The following is an 18,360-nucleotide window of genomic DNA, read 5'->3' on the forward strand; positions in this document are numbered from 1 at the left end:
AAGCGCGATCGCGCTTTCTCTAAATCTCGATACTTCAGGAAATATTTGCCTTTCGTTAAGTTGTCACCGAGATCAGCATAAATTGGAGCTTCAACGGAGCGAATTTCCGGTGGACGAGGGTAGTCTCAGACGCTTTCCTGGTTTAGTCCTGGCAGCTTGCGAAGGAGAGCAGCAGGTACACGCCTTTCCCCTAGTTTACTTTTTTGCTTGCTCTCGAAAGTCAAGTTTTTATTACAAAAATTTACATTAAGTTATAATAATTTACATCATGTGAATTAGTTATTTGCTTGAAAAACTAACCATAAAAGTCCAATGGACCAAAACTTGATTTGGCGAACTGCAGTCTGGTTTGGCACTAAAATCTGACTGACTTTCTCGGGAATTTCGGACTCTGGACCTAGCTATAGCAGTCCCACTGGCAAAATTTTAGCTCTGAAGTCCTATCCACCGAAAATTTACACCTAAAAAAATTTAGAGATTTTTATGGAACTCCATCAAATTGAAACTGATCTCGATAGCCCTAATCCTCAAAATCGCCTGAAAGCCATTACTGAATTAAGGCAATATGAACCGGTTTTGGCTGTCCCTTTACTCAAGCAAAGCATGAATGACCAAGAATTTATGATTCGTTCGTTGGTGGTAATCGGTTTAGGAGCTCAGCAAACTGATAAAGCCTTTGAGTTGTCTGATTACCAAGTGGTAGCTGCTGCTTTGGAGGGACTTGTTTAGATGTCACGACAAAAAATTAAGACAAGTCAAGACAATTTTCTAGGAATCACCATTGCCTTAACAATTATTGGACTGTGGATGAGCTCTCTGTTAGTTTTCTTCACCTGGGAGATTTCTCAGAATCACCTTCCGCAAATTTTAATCGCCATCTGGTGGCAGACTTTTCTTTACACCGGTCTATTCATTACTGCCCATGAAGGGATGCATGGGCTCATTTGCCCTCAACACCTTCAATTCAATCATCTGATCGGTTTGACCGCTGTTAAGCTATACGCTCTTTTTCCCTATAAAAAATTACTGGCTAAACATTGGTTGCATCATCGCCATCCTGCCAGTTCTCTCGACCCCGATTTTCATGATGGAAAAAATAGCGCTTTTTGGGCTTGGTACTGTCACTTCCTGAAAAACTACTGGAGTTGGAAGCGGTTGGTGGGCTTACTTGCTACTCTCAGCTTCATCAGCTTCAGCTTAGACGTGCCTCTGCTTAATCTCTTTTGCTTTGTCCTACTGCCTTCAATGTTGAGTTCACTGCAATTATTTTATTTTGGGACTTTTCTCCCGCATCGGAAACCCCAGGGAGGATATTGCCATCCCCATCGTGCTCAAAGTACTGCTCTTCCCGTTTTTTGGTCATTCATTACCTGCTACCATTTCGGCTATCATCAAGAACATCACGAACAGCCCAATGTTCCCTGGTGGCAGTTGCCAGGAATTTATCATCGCACCCAGGGTTAAGGATGATGTCCTAAATTTCTACTCTTTACTTTTCCCTTTTTGCTTCTTCGTGCGTTTTCCCGATTGCAATCAAAACGAATAACCCGGAAATCAAGACTCCAACAACGACACCAGCACCAAAACAAAGAAAATATGCCATGGCTATCCCCAGGTAAATAATTTCCACAGTACAACCTCTTATCGATTAGTTGCTATTAATCAAAGTGGGGATTAACCAGAGCGTTAACTACAAATTTTTTGCCAGTCTCCTTTCTTTGTTAGCCCTGTGCAGAAGCAAATGAAGAGAATGTGCTGATGTTAGTTCTTATCTTACCTTGAAGCTCATGGTTATTGGCTGATCATTCCAAATAGTAGAGAAGATGCGATCGCGCTTCTCTTTTATATTTTCTTTAGGAACACTCTCTAACGCCTTAAAGGGTGAGTTGATCAATTGTTTTCCGCAAAACCTGCCCTGATTGTTGTAATTGGTCCCGTTCTTGATCGGATAGGGGTAAATTAACAATTCGGCTGACTCCCTGAGCGTTAGTGACGGCAGGTAAACTCAAACAAACATCTTTAATGCCAACAAAATCTTCAATCAGGGTACTCACGGTTAAAATTCGATTTTGATTGCGTAAAATCGCTTGTACAATTTGAGTCACCCCTAAACCGATCGCGTAACTCGTTGCCCCTTTCCGTTGAATAATCTCGTAAGCGGCATTTTTAACTTCTTCAAAAACGTGAGCCAATTTGCCCGGAGGCATTTCTCCTTCCAGAATAGGCATCCCAGAGATATTCAGAGCACTCCAAACCGGAACTTCACTATCGCCATGTTCGCCAATAATGTAAGCATGGACGCTACGGGGATCAAGTTCAAATTTTTGGGCAAGAAGGGAACGAAAGCGAGCGGTATCTAAAACGGTTCCCGATCCTAAAACTTGCGATGGGGGTAAACCAGAGAATTTTTGCGAGACATAGGTCATCACATCCACAGGATTCGTCACAATCAGGATAATCGCCTGGGGCGCATAACGCACCAGATCGGGAATTAAACTCCGGAAAATTTCCACATTACGAGAGACCAAGTCAAGACGACTTTGTCCGGGTTTTTGTTTTGCCCCAGCCGTGATAATGATAATATCGGCATTGACTGCATTTTCAACCGTTCCCGCGTAAACCTGAGTGGGTTCGACAAAGGGTAAGCCATGCGTTAAGTCCATCACTTCCCCTTTCAGTTTTTCTTGATTGATATCAACAATCACCATTTCATCCAAGGTATTTTGGATGAGAAGCGAATAGGCACAAGCCATTCCGACTTGTCCTGCACCAATAATGACACCTTTTCGGGAGGGAACGCGCGAAAACTCGGTCTCGTTTCTTGGGAACTCGTAAAATAGTTGATTCATGATGATGCCTCCCGTGGGTTGTGATTCTTTTATCGTTAACCCCCCTCTGTGTGTTGAGGGGGGAGAGAGATTAGTAATGATTGCCGACTTTCCGGTGGTGAACGGCAGTTAAAGATTCCGGTTTCGAGACGCGCCCTTGGGTAATTTTGTTGTAAACAATCCAATGATCGCTGCATTCCATCCGGCTGACAACTTCGCATTCCAGGTAAGCCAAGGCATCAGTGAGAATGGGCGATCCATTGTTAGCGGGTTGGGTATTGACTCCTTCAAAGCGGTCCGCACCCGGCTTAAATCGCTTCAGGAAGTGTCGCATTAAATGTTGATAGTTCCCTTCTTCTAAGATGTTGAGGACAAACTGGTCACCCACCTGCATTAAGGCTTCGATCGCGCGGTCTTTTGCCACCGCAATACTAATTCCTGGGGGATCAAAACTGGCTTGGGCAACCCAAGAGGCTAACATGGCACTTTTGAGGTCGCCTTTTTTGGCGGTAATAATATAGAGTCCCCCACTTAAGCGTCCCATGGCTTTATCTAAATCCCCATCGAGGGACTTCATTTGTTTCACGGTTTTCTCCCGCTGTAGCCATTGTCCGAGGTCGGTTCCCGCTTCTTCACAGAGTTTGTAAGTCCCTTCGCCAGGAGTATCGGTAATCCGAATCGCCGGGAAGACTTCTTTTAAGCCTAAATCAGAGAAACGGGTTTTAATCGGATCAATCGGTTCATCATCTTCGCCATAGGATTCAAACACCCCCATGGCTTGTTTGGAAGAGACAGAGGCGAGAATCGTTCCTAAGGTTGCACTGGCTTCTTTGGCTTTTTCCCCACTGGCGGGGGGCATTCCGACCACTACTGCACTGGATCGTTCCACCAGTTCTCGCACTTCTTGTTGATCCGCTGCCAACAAGTCCATCATTTCCACATTGATGCCAGTTTTGGTAATGCCATAAGCAATGGCTTGGGAGGCGCGATCGCTGTAACCGTAATCAGAAACATAGAAGAGGGCAACCGTCTTTTCTGCCTTCGCTTTGTTCTCACTCCAGGTGCGATAGCGATCAATTAATTCTTCGACGTTGTAACGTAAAATTGGGCCATGACCATTGGCAACCATTGCTACGTCACCGAGTTTCCCCATTCGTTTTAACGCCGATAGCACAGAACGCGCATTCGGTCCCATCAAACAGTCATAATAAAATCGATAATCAGGGGCAATTGCTTCTAGATCAGTATCCAGCAAATCATCACTGCAATAGTGCATACCAAACACATCGCAAGTAAACAAAATGCCGGTTTCCCAATCGTAAGTCAACATGGTATCGGGCCAATGTAAGTTGGGGGCATTCACAAACTCTAACTGATGACCCTTGCCGAGATCCAGTTGTTCACCCGTTTTCACCACTTGCCGTTCAAAAGGCTGATGCACAAACCCTTCTAAAAACTGAATTGCGACTTTACTCCCCACAACAACGGCTTGGGGGGCGATTTCCAACACATCTTTAACTAAGCCACTGTGGTCGGGTTCGGTATGACTAATGACAAGATAATCAATTTCTGTCGGATCAATTAAAGCTTTGAGTTGGGATAAATATTGATCGCGGAACTTTTCATGGGAGGTATCGACTAAAGCGGTTTTCTCTCCTCGAATCAAAAAAGAATTATAAGTGGTTCCATTTTGTAAACCAAATTCAATATCAAAGCGATCGCGGTCCCAATCTAGGCAACGAATTGCCGTGGTATCCGAAGTCAGATCGGCCGTTTGAATCGTTAAACGCTTTTGTTGTACGGGTGTTGCAACCATAATGGTCCCTCCCTCAATTTATATTAATTTTTGTGTATATCTTCAGTATCTCATACTCTTTTCTGAATCTTGACATCCTCATCCCACTGAGCCTTCAGTGATAGCCGGAGTTCTCTCGTAACATTTAAGATAAATTAAAAGGTTTAGCATTTATTCTCTGCCTAAAGTAACAAAAGAGGGTTAATTCTGTTGCATAATTTCCAGATAAATATGTTCTAAACGAACTGGTTGTCGCGTGAGAGAGTCTAGAGGAACCCCGGTAAAGGAATCAACAATTGTTTGGAAGTCTTGTAACTGTGGCAGCCAAAAGGCTAACTCATTGCCATAGCGACGTGGGGTATAACCGAGTTCTTTTCCACGTTCAATTGCTTTTTCTTCTGCTGGGGTTTGAATCGTAATAATTTCTGCTGCTGGAATGACATTTTTTAGATTGTCTAACGTTCCTTCTGCAATAATTGCTCCAGATTTGATAATACCAATTCGTTGACACAGTTTTTCTGCTTCATCTAAAAGATGAGTGGTTAAGAGAATCGTCATTCCCGAGTCTCGTAAATTGTTAATTAAGGCCCAAATTTCATAACGCGTTTCGATGTCTAAGCCAGTGGTTGGTTCATCTAAAATGACTAGTTGCGGTTGATGAATTAAAGCAACCGCAATATTAAGGCGGCGTTGCATTCCGCCGCTAAGATTAGCAACAACACTGGTGGCACGATCGCGTAATTGAATGGCTTCTAAACACCACTCAATTCTAGCTTTTCTTTTTTTGCGATTTAAGCCATATAATTGACCGTAAAAATTGAGATTTTCTTGGCAAGAAAGACTTTTATACAGTAAATTCTCTTGCGGTGCAATCCCAATTAAGCCTTTGGTTTGTTCGGTAATCGGTTGTTGATTAAATTCAATCGTGCCGCGATCGCGCAATAATAAATTACACAAAATATTAATCGTGGTCGTCTTCCCCGCACCATTCGGACCTAATAATCCATAAACTTCTTCTGGATATGCCGTTAACGAGAGATTTCGCAACACCTCTCGCGATCCATACGCCTTACCTAACCCCTCAATTTTGAGCACAAATTACAGTCTCCTTTCTCGTCGTAGCATTCCCTGATAAGACAGCCAACCGCCGCCCATCATCAACGGTGTAAACACCACCAGAAAGCCTAAATGAGATTGTAAATCACTGAGGGATTCCTCTTGTGCCCAAAGCCCTAACAACGCTTCATTCATGTGATAAATGGGATTAAACGCTGCAATATTAAGCAAATTTTCAGGAAATAGAGAAGCAGGGAGAAATGTTCCCCCTAAAATGAGTAAAGGAACCCCAAATGCAGCAACCAGTGCATTAACATCTTCGGTTCGACGAGCTAACTGAGTCCCTAAAATGAAACCGAGACCGACATAAGCAGATATACTCATTAAAATAACCAATAAACCGGATAATAAATGCTGTTCAATGCGGACGCCGAGAAATGCACCAACACAATAAACCAATAGCCCTTGACCAATACCAATACAAGCATGGGCAAGAAAAATTCCCAGGAAATAGGAGAAGCCACTTAACGGCGAAAGGAAGAGACGTTTCAAAGTATGTTGTTCTCTCTCCGCCACCACTGTCGCCACGCTTCCCCCCAAGCAGCTAAAAAAAAGGGCTGCCCCCACTAGGGTTACAGGCGCAGCATTCGTAAACGCTTCTGCGGTGGATAAATTAGCGCGTTCTGCCAAAATTACGCCATTGAGAAGCAAAATTGTAATTGGGAAGATGCCCCAAAAAATTAAGCTGCGTCGTCGTCGTCCCAATTCTAATAAAATGCGCTGGGCCACTGCTATCGTCTCGCGCCAATATTTCATTGTGTGAGGAATTATCGCTTCTGTCTTTTATGGATCAACGTCAATCATCTAACTTTCCTTTGCTTTCGTCAATTTCTCGTCGCAGACTACTACAACTGTTAGGAGTGGGAACTGTAACGAGTGTTTTGGGTTACTCGCGTTTAGTGAAACCCCAACCCGCGATCGCGCAAACCCGTGATCTTGCCCTACCCACTCACCTACAAAATCAAAAAAGTGTCGTTGTTGTCGGGGCTGGTTTAGCTGGTTTAGCCTGTGCTTATGAACTGAGTCAGCGCGGGTTTCAAGTGACGCTGTTAGAAAAATCTCCCCAACTCGGCGGAAAAATTGCCAGTTGGGACATTCAAGTGGGAGAAGAAACCTTCCGCATGGAACATGGTTTTCACGGCTTCTTCCCGCAATATTACAACTTTAATCGTCTGCTTGAAGAACTCAACTCCAAGAATAATTTGCATTCCCTTGAGTTTTATTCTGTTGTCTTCCGCGATGGGGAATATAACCCCGAAGTGTTCCGTCCTAATCATTCTGCGTTTCCTTGGAATATCGTTGATCTAGCGATCTCTTCCGCTAACCGTCTCCGCTGGGGAATCGATCTCACGGATCGAAAACATTGGGAAGTCTTCCGAGAAATTGGGGGATTTCATATTCCCGATACTTTTAAACGCTTAGATAATATTGCTGTTTCCGAGTGGGTGGAAGGCAGTTTTCCCCGTGGCTTATATGATTTATATTTCCTTCCCTTTGCCAAATCCAGTCTTAATGCACCGGATAAACTCAGTGTCGGGGAACTGATGCAATTTTTCCACTTCTACTTCTTTGGCAATCCCGAAGGATTGGCGTTTAATGGCACGAATGATGATATGGGAACGAGTATTGTTACTCCCATTGCCAAGGCAATACAAAACCAAGGAGGAACCATCGTTACCGAAGCAGAAGTGACGAAAATTCAGTGTCAAGACGGAAAAATTACGTCTCTCAACTACCAGAAAGGAACAGCGCAACCGAAAGCCCCCTTCTGGGTCGAAAAAAATCCTCATCTTAGTGATGAAAGTATTAGCTACTATGGCGCAGGAGATAACGTCTATCTCCCCACAAAAGATGCAACCGAAGCCATCTCTCTTACCTGTACTCATCAGGGCTGTACAGTCAAACCCCAAGCCGATGGTCAATTTTTGTGTCCCTGTCATGGGTCCTTATTTGCAGCCGATGGTACAGTTCTCAGTGGTCCGGCTAAACAGGATTTACCCCGTTTACAAGTGGTGCAACAGAAAGATCGTGCAATTCAACTGGTTGGAACAAACCCCGATGACCAGAGCGAACACAACTTAGTTGCCGATTATTTTGTCTTTGCTACGGATGTTCCTGGAGTCAAACATTTATTCTCCCTTGCTGAAGGAGAGAGCAACCCCGAACAAACCGCAAAAATCAACGAACTAGCGGTTGCTGATCCCTTTGCAGTATCAAGATTCTGGTTTAATCAAGATTTTGATTGGGAACACAGTAACTTTGCCTCTCTCTCTGGCTATCATCTCACCGATAGCATTTGTTTGTATCATCGCATCCAAACCGAATACATTGCATGGAATGAAAAGACTGGGGGAAGTGTCGTCGAACTCCACGCATATTGCTATCCTGAAGCGGAATTTCCGGATCAAGTCACATTATTGAATACGTTCGAGGCGGAACTCTATGAAATTGTTCCTGAACTCGCAAATGCCACCATGTTGCATCGCGAACTCGTTAATCAAAAGAATTTCTCGGGTTATCCTCCCGGAAGCTACGCAAGCCGTCCAACAACGGAAACGGAAATCGCGAATCTATTTTTTGCCGGAGACTGGGTGAAAATGCCCTTTCCCTGTGGCTTAATGGAACGAGCGGTGAGTAGTGGTTTTTTAGCTGCCAACGCAATTTTAAATCAGCAAGGCTTACAACAGCGTCAGTTGTTATCGGTGAAACCAGAAGGCATTTTTACAATTTAGATCCGAAATAGTGTTTTTGTCACTCTTGTGTACTGCTTGTTATGGTCAATTCTAATTCTACCAGTCTGATGTAATAGAGGCATCGCCTTCTCTCCTTACGAATCGTGGCTGATCACCTGTCATCTGACATCGAGTGTAATACTATAGGTTTAAAATCAGTTATCATAAATCGATGATTGGTATGTCAATAATCACTATTTTCATGCTTTATAAGCCAAAGATTTGAAACGAGCAATCCAAGCCTGTGTTATTTCGATTAATTTTCAAAGGTCTGTTATTAACACTACTGGGGTTAGGGGGATGTCATCCAAAAATAACATCAATTGCGACATTAGATCAGCAAAAGGAAGCCAACTCACTGGTTTATGTGCAAGGAACTGTGCGCGATCGCGCCCCTTTAATCAAGCAGACCGCCTACCAACTTCAAGACCAAACGGGAAAAGTCTGGGTGATAACGACGAAACTGCCACCAGAAAGTGGTCAAACCATAACCATTCAAGCCAAAATAAAATCAAAATCAATTGTTCTCCAGCAGCAACAGTCTCAGGAACTTTATTTACAAGAAGTCCGACAGCTTCCGCAATCCTTAAAATAATCAGGGTTGGTTACTCTTTTCATCATAATTTAAGTTTCAATTGTAACTGTGTTGAGAACGCACTCGCTCTTGAGAAGATAATATGAATCAAATTCCCTGCCACCGCTTAAAACAGTACTTGCGCTCGCTAACTTTGGCTGGAACCATTATGAGTGTTTCTTGGTTGATGCCAAGTGTCACCGCACCCGCGTCAGCGACGCTGACCGAAAGTCCAAAAACCCTAGTTGATGAAGTTTGGCAAATTGTCAATCGCAATTACGTTGATCCGGACTTTAATCATGATGACTGGGAAGCGACCCGAGAGGAATTATTAGAACGGAATTACACCTCAAAGGAAGAAGCCTATCGGGCGATTCGTCAAGCACTCAACAAACTCAATGATCCCTACACTCGCTTCCTTGATCCCGAGGAATACGAATCTTTAACGACACAAACCTCAGGAGAATTATCAGGGGTCGGTTTACGCCTCGAAATTAATGAACAAAGTCAATCACTGACAGTGGTCGAACCCATTGCGAACTCTCCCGCTGCCGCTGCTGGAATTCAGGCTGGGGATGAAATCGTTGCCATTAACGGTCAGCCGACGTCGTTACTCAGCTTAGAACAGGCGTCGGAGTTAATTCGGGGTGAGTCGGGAACTGAAGTCAAATTACAACTCTCTCGGGCTGGCAAAGGCTTGTTTGCTTTAACCTTAACTCGTGCTCAAATTGAATTGCCTCGGGTCACTTATGAACTCCGAGACACGAATCAAACTCGCATTGGTTATATCAAAGTCACAGAGTTTAGTTCCCATGCTGCTGAACAAATGCGAGAAGCCATCCTGGATTTAAAAGAACAAAATGCCGAGGCTTATGTACTTGATTTACGGAACAATCCAGGGGGATTACTTTATGCGAGTATTGAAATGGCAAGAATGTGGTTAGAACAGGGTGCGATTGTTTCCACTGTTGATCGCGGCGGCGGCGATCGCGATTTTCAAGCCAATAGTACACAGCTAACGGATCGCCCTTTGGCGGTACTGGTGAATGGCAATTCAGCCAGTGCCAGTGAAATTTTAGCCGGTGCCCTGAAGGATAATAAGCGAGCGGTCATTGTTGGCAGTAAAACTTATGGCAAAGGAACAGTGCAATCGGTAAGTGCGCTCTCGGATGGATCAGGTTTGGCGGTCACCGTAGCCCGATATTATCCCCCGAGCGGAACCGATATTAATCAAACTGGTATTCAACCGGATATCAAAACCGCTTTGAACCGCAGCGACCAATTGCGGTTATCGGCAAATCCAGAGTTGCAGGGAACCCAACAAGATCCTCAATATGTCAGCGCGATCGCAGCCTTGAATCAACGTCTGGGCAAAGTAACGATGGAAGCTACCTCGTTCAATTAATGAGTCGCCATTAAACTTCAGGGCGAACCGCGGTTCGCCCCGAGTGCTAAGAAAAGGAAAATTCGATGATGGGGGTACACTAAACGGAAACATCGCCCAATTCTTCAACCACACCGCCTTCGATGCTTTCTTCGCCTTCACTTTCGGCTTCTTCTTCGGCTGGTTCTTCGGTTCTCCCTTCGACAATCGTTAAAACGGTACGCTCGGGATCATCACTGGCTGTAACTCCTTCCGGTAGGTTTAATTCACTAATGTGCAGCGTTGTCCCAATGGGCATATCAGTGACATCAATATTAATCACTTCCGGAATTTGACTCGGAGGGCACTGAATTGTTAATTCCGTAATCACTTGTTCAAGGAGTCCGCCTTCTCTAACGCCTTCGGCTTCACCTTCAAGATTGATAGGAACCACAACTTCCACGCTATCTTGACCGGCTACTGCAAATAGGCTGAGATGATAAATATCCGGTCGCCAAGGATGAGTTTGGACTTCCCGAATTAAAGCTCTTCCTTTCCAAGAAGCTTCAGGAACGTTCACTTCGACAAGGGTGTTATTCACAGAAGCATCTTTAAGCAACAGTTCCACATCTTTGGCTTTGGCAACCAAAGACATTGATTCAGCGCCGTTATGTCCATATAAAGCAGCAGGAATTAAACCTTCACGACGTAATGCTCTGGGTTTACTGCCTTCGGGTCGGGTTTGGCATTCAAATTTAACAGTTGTTGTCATGGTTTGTTCTTGAGTGAGTTAGGTGTTCAGATTTGCAATCAGGAATTAGTTTGCAAAGGGGGAATTAGAAGACTCATGGGGTTGCTGCGTGACTGGTGTGCCGTTGGCATCAAGAAGCGCCCGTTTCGGTCCATGAATCGGGTCTTCTACGATAATGGTTTGGTCACGACTCGCCCCCAAAGACACAATGGCAATGGGAACTTCCATTAATTCCGCTAAGAATTTCAGATAATTGAGCGCAGCTTTGGGGAGGTCTTCTAAACTCCGACAGGCTGCTGTTGACTGTTGCCAACCCGGTAAAGTTTCATAAATGGGTTCGCAACGGGCAAAGCGTAAGGCACTACTGGGGAAATTGTCACAACGTACCCCATCAATATTATACGCAACACACACTTTAATTTCAGCGAGGGTATCGAGGACATCAAGCTTGGTAATCGCCAGACAGTCCATACCGTTAATACGGACCGCATAGCGTCCAATGACGGCATCAAACCAACCGCAACGGCGACGACGACCGGTGGTTGTCCCAAATTCCGCACCGCGATCGCAGAGTTCCTGTCCTAAAGTTCCCTCTAATTCTGTGGGAAACGGACCTTCTCCTACTCGGGTGGTATAGGCTTTTGCTACGCCAATCACGCGATCAATCATCGTCGGACCGACACCGGCGCCAATGCAAGCGCCACCCGCTACAGGATTGGAAGAGGTGACATAGGGATAGGTTCCATGATCTAAATCCAAGAGGGTTCCTTGCGCCCCTTCAAATAGAATATTGCGTTTTTTCTTAATGCCTTCATCAATTTTGAGGGAACTATCGACAACATGGGGACGTAAACGCTCCGCATAGCCGAGATATTCCTCAATCACTGCTTTCGGGTCTAAAGGTGGGAGATCATATAGCTTTTCTAAAAGAACATTTTTATAGTTGATTGTCCACTCTAATTGTTCCTCAACTTGATCACGATTCATCAAATCGAGAATCCGAATCCCGGTACGTTCAGATTTATCCGCATAGGTGGGACCAATGCCCCGTCCGGTGGTACCAATTTTTTTGGTGCCCCGTTTCTGCTCTGATCCTTGATCAATCAGCCGATGATACGGCATTGTGACGTGAGCAGTTTGGGAAATCATTAAGTTTTCCGTGGAAATATTTAGTGCTGCGAGTTGGTCTAACTCTTCGATCAGCACTTGGGGATCAATCACTGTTCCCGAACCAATAATACATTGGGTTTCTGGGTATAAAATCCCAGAAGGAATCAGATGCAGCTTAAAGGTTTGATCTTTAACGACTACAGTGTGTCCAGCGTTGACCCCTCCTTGGTAGCGAACAACGATATCGGCTGACTTACTGAGCAAGTCAGTAATTTTACCTTTACCTTCGTCGCCCCATTGGGCTCCAATTACAATAACGTTAGCCAAGAGTTCTCTTTTTTTTCTTAATGGGCTACAGTTTTCAGCAATAATCAACCACAAGCGCGCCTACTAACTGGGATGATTCCAGCTAGTTAGCTAGCAGCACCGTTTTAACCTGCAATTTTCATTCCAGGGAATGGCTGACAAACTACAATATTTATCACTTAAACTGGGAATTGTCAATTCTGATTCGCTCGTTCGTTAATAATTTTAAGGGGAGATTGATTGTGGCACTGTATGCAGAATTACATCGTCATCTCGGGGGATCGGTGGTTCCTCGTGTGTTGTGGCGCTATTTTCAACGACGGGATACTGCAAAAGCGGAAAAATTTGACAATTATGCTGAGTTTGAAGACTTTTACACCCGCCCTCGCAATACTTTAGAAGAATATTTAGAGTTACACACCTTAGTGGAAAGTGTCCAGACTCTCGAAACCTTACCCTATTTTATCTATCGGCTGATTCGGGGAGCATATGTGTTTGAAAACCTCGCTTATCTCGAATTACGCTATACCCCCTATTTACGAACCGATGAAAGCCTAGACTCTCACCAACGCATTACTCAGATGCGGGATATCGTGAAAATTGTCGGGGAAGCCAGCAAGGTGGGAGAATATCCCATAATCACCAGTCAGATTCTCTGTATGCACTCTCGGCTCTCCTATGAAGTGAATCGGGCAATTATCGATTTAGCAGCCGATCACCCGGAGTATATTTGTGCAGTGGATTTAGCGGGGGGAGATGCTCTCTATGCAGAACGGTTGGATGAATTAAAAGGATTATATCACTATGCGCGATCGCGCGGTCTGAAAACAACGGGTCATGTCTTTGAAACCACTGATGGCTTATACCCCGATTTATTACCCTATTTAATGCGCATTGGTCATGGCATTCAAATTCCCCTCAAATACCCGGAACTCCTCCCAGAAGTGGCAGAACGGGGACAATGTTTAGAAGTTTGTCCCACCACCTACACCAAAACCGGAACCTTAGATAATCTTTCACAACTGAAAACCGTATTTGACCGTTGCTTTGAAGCGGGCGTCGATATTGCCATCTGCACGGATAATGCGGGCTTACACAATGTTCGGTTACCCTTTGAATACGAAAACCTGCTCACCCTTGATGTCATTGATTTTGAGCAACTCCAAGCCTGTCAAGAAGCTGCCTTCCGCCATGCCTTTGCTTGGCCCTATAGTCAACCGCCAGCTTCGTTATTAACCGGATTATTACAGGGCGGTTATGATCATCAGTTGTAAACTTAATTTTTTAGCTCAATTTTTTTGAGAAGAAACTTAGATTCGTTCCAAAACTCCCACGCATTCTATATGCTTGGTTTGTGGGAATAAATCTAAACCAACCATATCTTTAAGTTGATAGATCTCTTTACACAAAGCATGGAGGTTACGAGCAAAACTTTCGGGACTACAGCTAACATAAACTAACTGTTGCGGGGGAGATTTTAAAATTTGTTTAAGGACTTTTTTCGGGAGTCCACTACGAGGCGGATCAACAATTAAACTGGATTTTTCGGCAGGAAGCGTTTTGAGATATTCCGATAGAGAATCTTCTGTTCTGCCTCGAAAAATGCGGAGGTTAGCGACACCTAAATTTTCTTGATTCTGCTTGGCGGCTTCAATTGCTAAGGGATGTTCTTCAATGCCAATGACTTCTTTGGCAAAGGGGGCACTCATTAAACCAAATAAGCCCATGCCACAATAACTCTCGATCAGCATCTCGGGTTGAAAAGCTTGGATGGGACGCACCACTTGTTCAACTAAGATCGGTAACATGGGAGTACTGCCTTGCCAAAAGGCATGGGCAGGAACGACTAATTGATAAGTTACTCCGGTCAACGGATGGATTAATTTTTCATTTAACCAAGCGACTTCATCCGGTTCCGGATTTTCCGGTCCAATGTAGGTTTCGCCAATTTTAGTGCCGCGAATGAGAACATTGAGAATCCCTTTACTGGTAAAGCGGTGAAAGTGTTCTTGACGTTCTTTTTGGAGGGCGGCATCAACGGTTTCTACACAGATCGGGCATTCTTCATTGCGCATCATATCTACTCCCAAGACTTGCCAAAATCCCGGCTCACCGGGTCCGTGGAGTTTGATACTATTGCGATAGCGGTAAGGGGTAGGAGAACCGATGATCCCTCGCAAAGGCAGAGGACTAGCCGGATGATCCTTGTCAAAATAACTTCTGAGGCGAGTCTCTTTAATAGCTAACTGCGCTTCGTAGTTGATGTGTTGGAATTGGCACCCCGCACAAGTTGTGAAATGTTGACATTGAGGCGTTGCGCGATCGCGGCTGGGTTCTAAAACTTCTACCGGCTTCAATAACAGACGACGCTTCCAGTTGCGGATCACTTCTCCTTTTATCGTTTCTCCGGGAATACTCCCCGGAACGACAATCGTTTTCCCGGCGAGAGTTACTTCTCCAAGGTATTTATTGTTAAACCGTTCGATGGTAACGGTGAGAAAGTCTCCGCGTTGTAACTGTTTAAGATTAACTGTGTCTTGTGATTGAACCATTAATTCTGACAACGTGAGAAGAGACAAAATAGGGGCGAATGATGATTCGCCCTGACAAAAATGATGTAAGGTAACCTAGACACTGGCTAATTCAGGTTCGGGACGCTTGCTATTCCGGATGCCTTCAATTGCAGTCGCATAATCATCCGCTTTAAAGACTGCCGATCCTGCAACAATGGCATTGGCGCCCGCTTCTAAGACCTGCCAAGTGTTATTCCCCTTCAAACCGCCATCAACTTCAATCCAAGGATCAAGTCCGCGTTCATCGCACATTTTTCGTAACTGACGGATTTTCGGTAGAATGGCAGGGATAAATTTTTGTCCGCCAAACCCCGGATTAACACTCATGATCAAAACTAAATCACAGAGTTCGAGAGTATAGTCAATGAGTTCCAAAGGCGTACCCGGATTGAGAACAACCCCAGCCTGCTTTCCTTGGTCTTTAATCAGTTGCAGGGTGCGATGCAGGTGAGGAGAGGCATTATGTTCCGCGTGAACGGAAATAAGATCAGCGCCGGCTTGGGCAAAGTCCGCCACATATTTTTCCGGTTCGACAATCATTAAGTGGACATCAAGGGGCTTTTGGGTTAATGGACGAATGGCATTGACGACCAAGGGACCAATGGTGATATTCGGAACAAAACGTCCATCCATCACATCCACATGAATCCAATCCGCACCGGCTTGATCAACAGCTTTAATTTCTTCTCCTAAACGACTGAAATCAGCAGATAAAATAGAAGGTGCAATAACGGTTTGTTTTTGGCTCATTGTGAGCAATCCTCAATTATTTCTTATATTTTAGTGTTAATTTTAACAAAAAATTTAACATTTCTTCGGAAACATTGGAACGCAACCTATGAAAAAAACGTTAGCGGGAGTATTGGGGAGTCTTTGTGGTTTAAGTTTAATTAGTCCCCTGCTTGCCCTTGATTATTCCGTTGGGGAACTGGGGATTAATGCTCGTCGTCTTCAGGAAGCGCCTTATAATTTACTGGGACGAAAAATTGCCATTGGACAAGTGGAAATTGGTCGTGCCGGAAAATTTGGTTGGGATAAAGCAGCAATTGGCAATTATCCGTTAACGCTTGCTGATGTTTTTTATCGCGATCGCGTTGCGAATCCGAATCAACATCTCGATCCCCATGCGGTAATGGTAGCAACGGTTATGGTGTCTCAAGAAAAGCGGTTACAGGGGGTTGCCCCAGCCGCAAAACTCTACAGCAGTGCGGTGGGGTCATTACGGCAAGCAGGGCAACCCGAAGAATGTCTCACAGCGCAATATATAGCCTTACGAAACAGTGGAGATGTCAGGGCAATTAATTTTAGTTTTGGAGACTCATTAGACCGGGATCCGCGAGAAAACCCAGCCCTCGATGGCAATGCGCTACTGACGCGTTGTGTGGATTGGTCCGCCCGAGTTCACAATACCTTGTATGTCATTGCCGGGAATCAAGGGGAAGGGGGCATTCCGATTCCTACTGATCTCTACAATGGCATCACTGTTGCTTATAGTATGCAGCGCGATCAAAAATATACGAAAGTCGGGTTTCCTAATCTGGGTGGTGACCCCATCGGCATCGGTCGCCGCTTAGTGGCGAAAGAAATTAATACGAAAGGACGCTCAGGAGTTAGTTTAGTTGCGCCTGGGGATAATATTAGTGTTTATCATCCAGAAAACGGAGTGATTAGTGCCACTGGCACCAGTTTTGCTGCTCCTCATGTCACCGGTAGTGTTGCCCTCTTACAAGAATATAGCGATCGCGTTTTACAGACACTTGCCAAAACTGAACCTTCTCCCTTTCCACCCCGCTGGAGTCTCGATGCTCGCAATCACGAAGTGATGAAAGCGGTTTTACTCAATGCTGCTGATAAAATTGAAGACCCCTCCCTTGGCATGAGTCGCAACCTTTATAGCAAGCAAAATCGCACTTGGCTTGACTCCAAAGCCTATGATAATCCAGAAATTCCCCTTGACTTAGAACTAGGGGCAGGTCATCTCAATACGTTGCGGGCTTATCAGCAGTTTAGTGCCGGACAGTGGCATCCTGAACAAACTGTCCCGAATCGGGGCTGGGATTATCGCGAAGTTACTGCCAATTCCCATCAAGACTATAAAATTGCCCAACCGCTAGCTGCTGGAAGTTATGCGACGGTGACGTTAACCTGGGATCGGTTGGTGGAATTGAAAGACGAGAATCAGAATGACCGCTATGATCTTGGCGAAACCTTTCGCGATCGCGGTTTAAATAACTTGAATCTCTTTTTAGTTCCTATCGGCAAGCCCTCTGGAAAAACTAGCCACTGTGCTTCACTCAGCGAAGTGGATAGTGTTGAACATATTTTCTGTAAAGTCCCTGAAACCGGACGCTACAAAATTCGCGTTCAATTCGCTGAACAGACTCATCATCCAAAGCAATCTTATGGGTTAGCTTGGTGGACCATTGCAGAGTGAACTTGCTTCTGCACTTGCTCTAAATATTGCTGTACGGCTTGCGCCTCAGTTCCTGGTAAGGGAAAGCGACCTAATACTTCTAAAACCGTTTGATCCGTTTCCGCATTTATCTGCATCAGTGCCGAATCTAGAGGCTGATCATATTGGCAAAATGCTTCTAACTTCCAATCCAAATCGGCTGTTGATGTTTCCGGAGTCGTTGTTTGTGTCAGTTCTTCTTCGCTGAATTGTTCTGTCTCTCCTCCAAGATTTTGCTGACGAATCATCCGAATTTCTTCTAAAATTTCTGAGCGAGTTCGTCCGCGCAGCTGAAATAAAACAAAGGGATCTTCACTAAAGCGATCTGCGAGTTCATAATAAACGGCAGCAATATGTTTGCAAGGATTCTTGGGATCAGGACAATTACAACGGGAATGAACATCAGAAAGTGAAAAGGGGAATAAACTTAAGCCATTGGCAATAAAAACTTCCTCAATATTTTCTGGCATTTCGCCGGCTAATAATTGTGCGGAAAAAATGGCTTTTTCTGCTAAAGTTTGAATGACATAGTGCCAATCCTCATCACTAAAGGGGTCTAATTTAATCCAGAGGTGATACGGTTCATCAGCCGTCCCTTGCACATCAGCCGTTACTTTAGCGCCTTCAAAATTAATACTGAGAATATTGCCTTCTCGGGCATAGTTCCGACCCCGTTCCAGTCGTTTTTTAAACCGGTATTTTTCTAACAGATCCAGCCACTGCAATGCCCACCATTGTCGTTCTGTCATAAATATCTTGT

16 protein-coding genes and 1 pseudogene are annotated in these 18,360 nt (G+C 44.6%); 7 read left to right on the plus strand and 10 right to left on the minus strand.

The window, feature by feature from the left end:
* The first annotated feature begins 483 nt into the window (after positions 1-483).
* Positions 484-684, plus strand: a pseudogene (locus GVY04_07950) (HEAT repeat domain-containing protein).
* Between the two features lie 45 nt (positions 685-729).
* Positions 730-1,464, plus strand: coding sequence for a beta-carotene ketolase (locus GVY04_07955; protein ID NBD16069.1), 735 nt, complete (start codon positions 730-732; stop codon positions 1,462-1,464).
* Positions 1,465-1,489: 25 nt separating this feature from the next.
* Here GVY04_07955 and GVY04_07960 read toward each other — a convergent pair whose 3' ends face one another.
* From GVY04_07960 to GVY04_07980, 5 genes are all read right to left on the minus strand, one after another.
* On the minus strand, positions 1,490-1,630 hold the full coding sequence (locus tag GVY04_07960) for a hypothetical protein (GenBank protein NBD16070.1): 141 nt from the start codon (positions 1,628-1,630) through the stop codon (positions 1,490-1,492).
* 244 nt (positions 1,631-1,874) lie between these two features.
* Entirely contained in the window at positions 1,875-2,849 is a 975-nt protein-coding gene (locus tag GVY04_07965) for an L-lactate dehydrogenase (protein ID NBD16071.1), read from the minus strand.
* Between the two features lie 70 nt (positions 2,850-2,919).
* The gene (locus GVY04_07970; GenBank protein NBD16072.1) at positions 2,920-4,644 is read right to left on the minus strand and encodes an MBL fold metallo-hydrolase; all 1,725 of its coding nucleotides are present in this window, start codon (positions 4,642-4,644) and stop codon (positions 2,920-2,922) included.
* Positions 4,645-4,824: 180 nt separating this feature from the next.
* Positions 4,825-5,718 (minus strand): ATP-binding cassette domain-containing protein, encoded by an 894-nt coding sequence (locus GVY04_07975; GenBank protein NBD16073.1) that lies wholly within the window; start codon positions 5,716-5,718, stop codon positions 4,825-4,827.
* A gap of 3 nt (positions 5,719-5,721) precedes the next feature.
* Entirely contained in the window at positions 5,722-6,495 is a 774-nt protein-coding gene (locus GVY04_07980) for an ABC transporter permease (protein NBD16074.1), read from the minus strand.
* Positions 6,496-6,524: 29 nt separating this feature from the next.
* Between GVY04_07980 and GVY04_07985 the strand changes: the two genes are divergently transcribed.
* The 3 genes from GVY04_07985 to GVY04_07995 all read left to right on the plus strand — a co-directional run bounded on the left by GVY04_07985 (position 6,525) and on the right by GVY04_07995 (position 10,450).
* Entirely contained in the window at positions 6,525-8,471 is a 1,947-nt protein-coding gene (locus tag GVY04_07985; protein ID NBD16075.1) for an FAD-dependent oxidoreductase, read from the plus strand.
* A 271-nt stretch (positions 8,472-8,742) separates the two neighbouring features.
* Entirely contained in the window at positions 8,743-9,066 is a 324-nt protein-coding gene (locus tag GVY04_07990; protein ID NBD16076.1) for a DNA-binding protein, read from the plus strand.
* Positions 9,067-9,148: 82 nt separating this feature from the next.
* Complete coding sequence (locus tag GVY04_07995) at positions 9,149-10,450, plus strand: PDZ domain-containing protein (GenBank protein NBD16077.1); 1,302 nt, start codon at positions 9,149-9,151, stop codon at positions 10,448-10,450.
* Between the two features lie 79 nt (positions 10,451-10,529).
* On the opposite strand, the gene GVY04_08000 is transcribed toward GVY04_07995, so the two are convergent.
* Complete coding sequence (locus tag GVY04_08000) at positions 10,530-11,180, minus strand: 50S ribosomal protein L25/general stress protein Ctc (protein NBD16078.1); 651 nt, start codon at positions 11,178-11,180, stop codon at positions 10,530-10,532.
* 45 nt (positions 11,181-11,225) lie between these two features.
* On the minus strand, positions 11,226-12,596 hold the full coding sequence (locus GVY04_08005) for an adenylosuccinate synthase (protein ID NBD16079.1): 1,371 nt from the start codon (positions 12,594-12,596) through the stop codon (positions 11,226-11,228).
* 221 nt (positions 12,597-12,817) lie between these two features.
* Between GVY04_08005 and GVY04_08010 the strand changes: the two genes are divergently transcribed.
* Positions 12,818-13,849, plus strand: coding sequence for an adenosine deaminase (locus tag GVY04_08010; GenBank protein NBD16080.1), 1,032 nt, complete (start codon positions 12,818-12,820; stop codon positions 13,847-13,849).
* 36 nt (positions 13,850-13,885) lie between these two features.
* Here the strand turns inward: GVY04_08010 and GVY04_08015 are convergent, their stop codons facing one another.
* Both GVY04_08015 and GVY04_08020 read right to left on the minus strand, forming a co-directional pair.
* Positions 13,886-15,127 (minus strand): class I SAM-dependent RNA methyltransferase, encoded by a 1,242-nt coding sequence (locus GVY04_08015; protein ID NBD16081.1) that lies wholly within the window; start codon positions 15,125-15,127, stop codon positions 13,886-13,888.
* A 75-nt stretch (positions 15,128-15,202) separates the two neighbouring features.
* Positions 15,203-15,898 (minus strand): ribulose-phosphate 3-epimerase, encoded by a 696-nt coding sequence (locus GVY04_08020; GenBank protein NBD16082.1) that lies wholly within the window; start codon positions 15,896-15,898, stop codon positions 15,203-15,205.
* Between the two features lie 88 nt (positions 15,899-15,986).
* Between GVY04_08020 and GVY04_08025 the strand changes: the two genes are divergently transcribed.
* The gene (locus tag GVY04_08025) at positions 15,987-17,582 is read left to right on the plus strand and encodes a S8 family serine peptidase (GenBank protein NBD16083.1); all 1,596 of its coding nucleotides are present in this window, start codon (positions 15,987-15,989) and stop codon (positions 17,580-17,582) included.
* On the opposite strand, the gene GVY04_08030 is transcribed toward GVY04_08025, so the two are convergent.
* Positions 17,549-18,349, minus strand: a complete 801-nt coding sequence (locus GVY04_08030) for a hypothetical protein (GenBank protein ID NBD16084.1) — start codon at positions 18,347-18,349, stop codon at positions 17,549-17,551. The two genes, GVY04_08025 and GVY04_08030, sit on opposite strands and share 34 nt — an antisense overlap.
* Between the last annotated feature and the right edge of the window lie 11 nt (positions 18,350-18,360).

It is taken from the genome of Cyanobacteria bacterium GSL.Bin1 (genome assembly GCA_009909085.1).
GTDB lineage: Bacteria > Cyanobacteriota > Cyanobacteriia > Cyanobacteriales > Rubidibacteraceae > Halothece.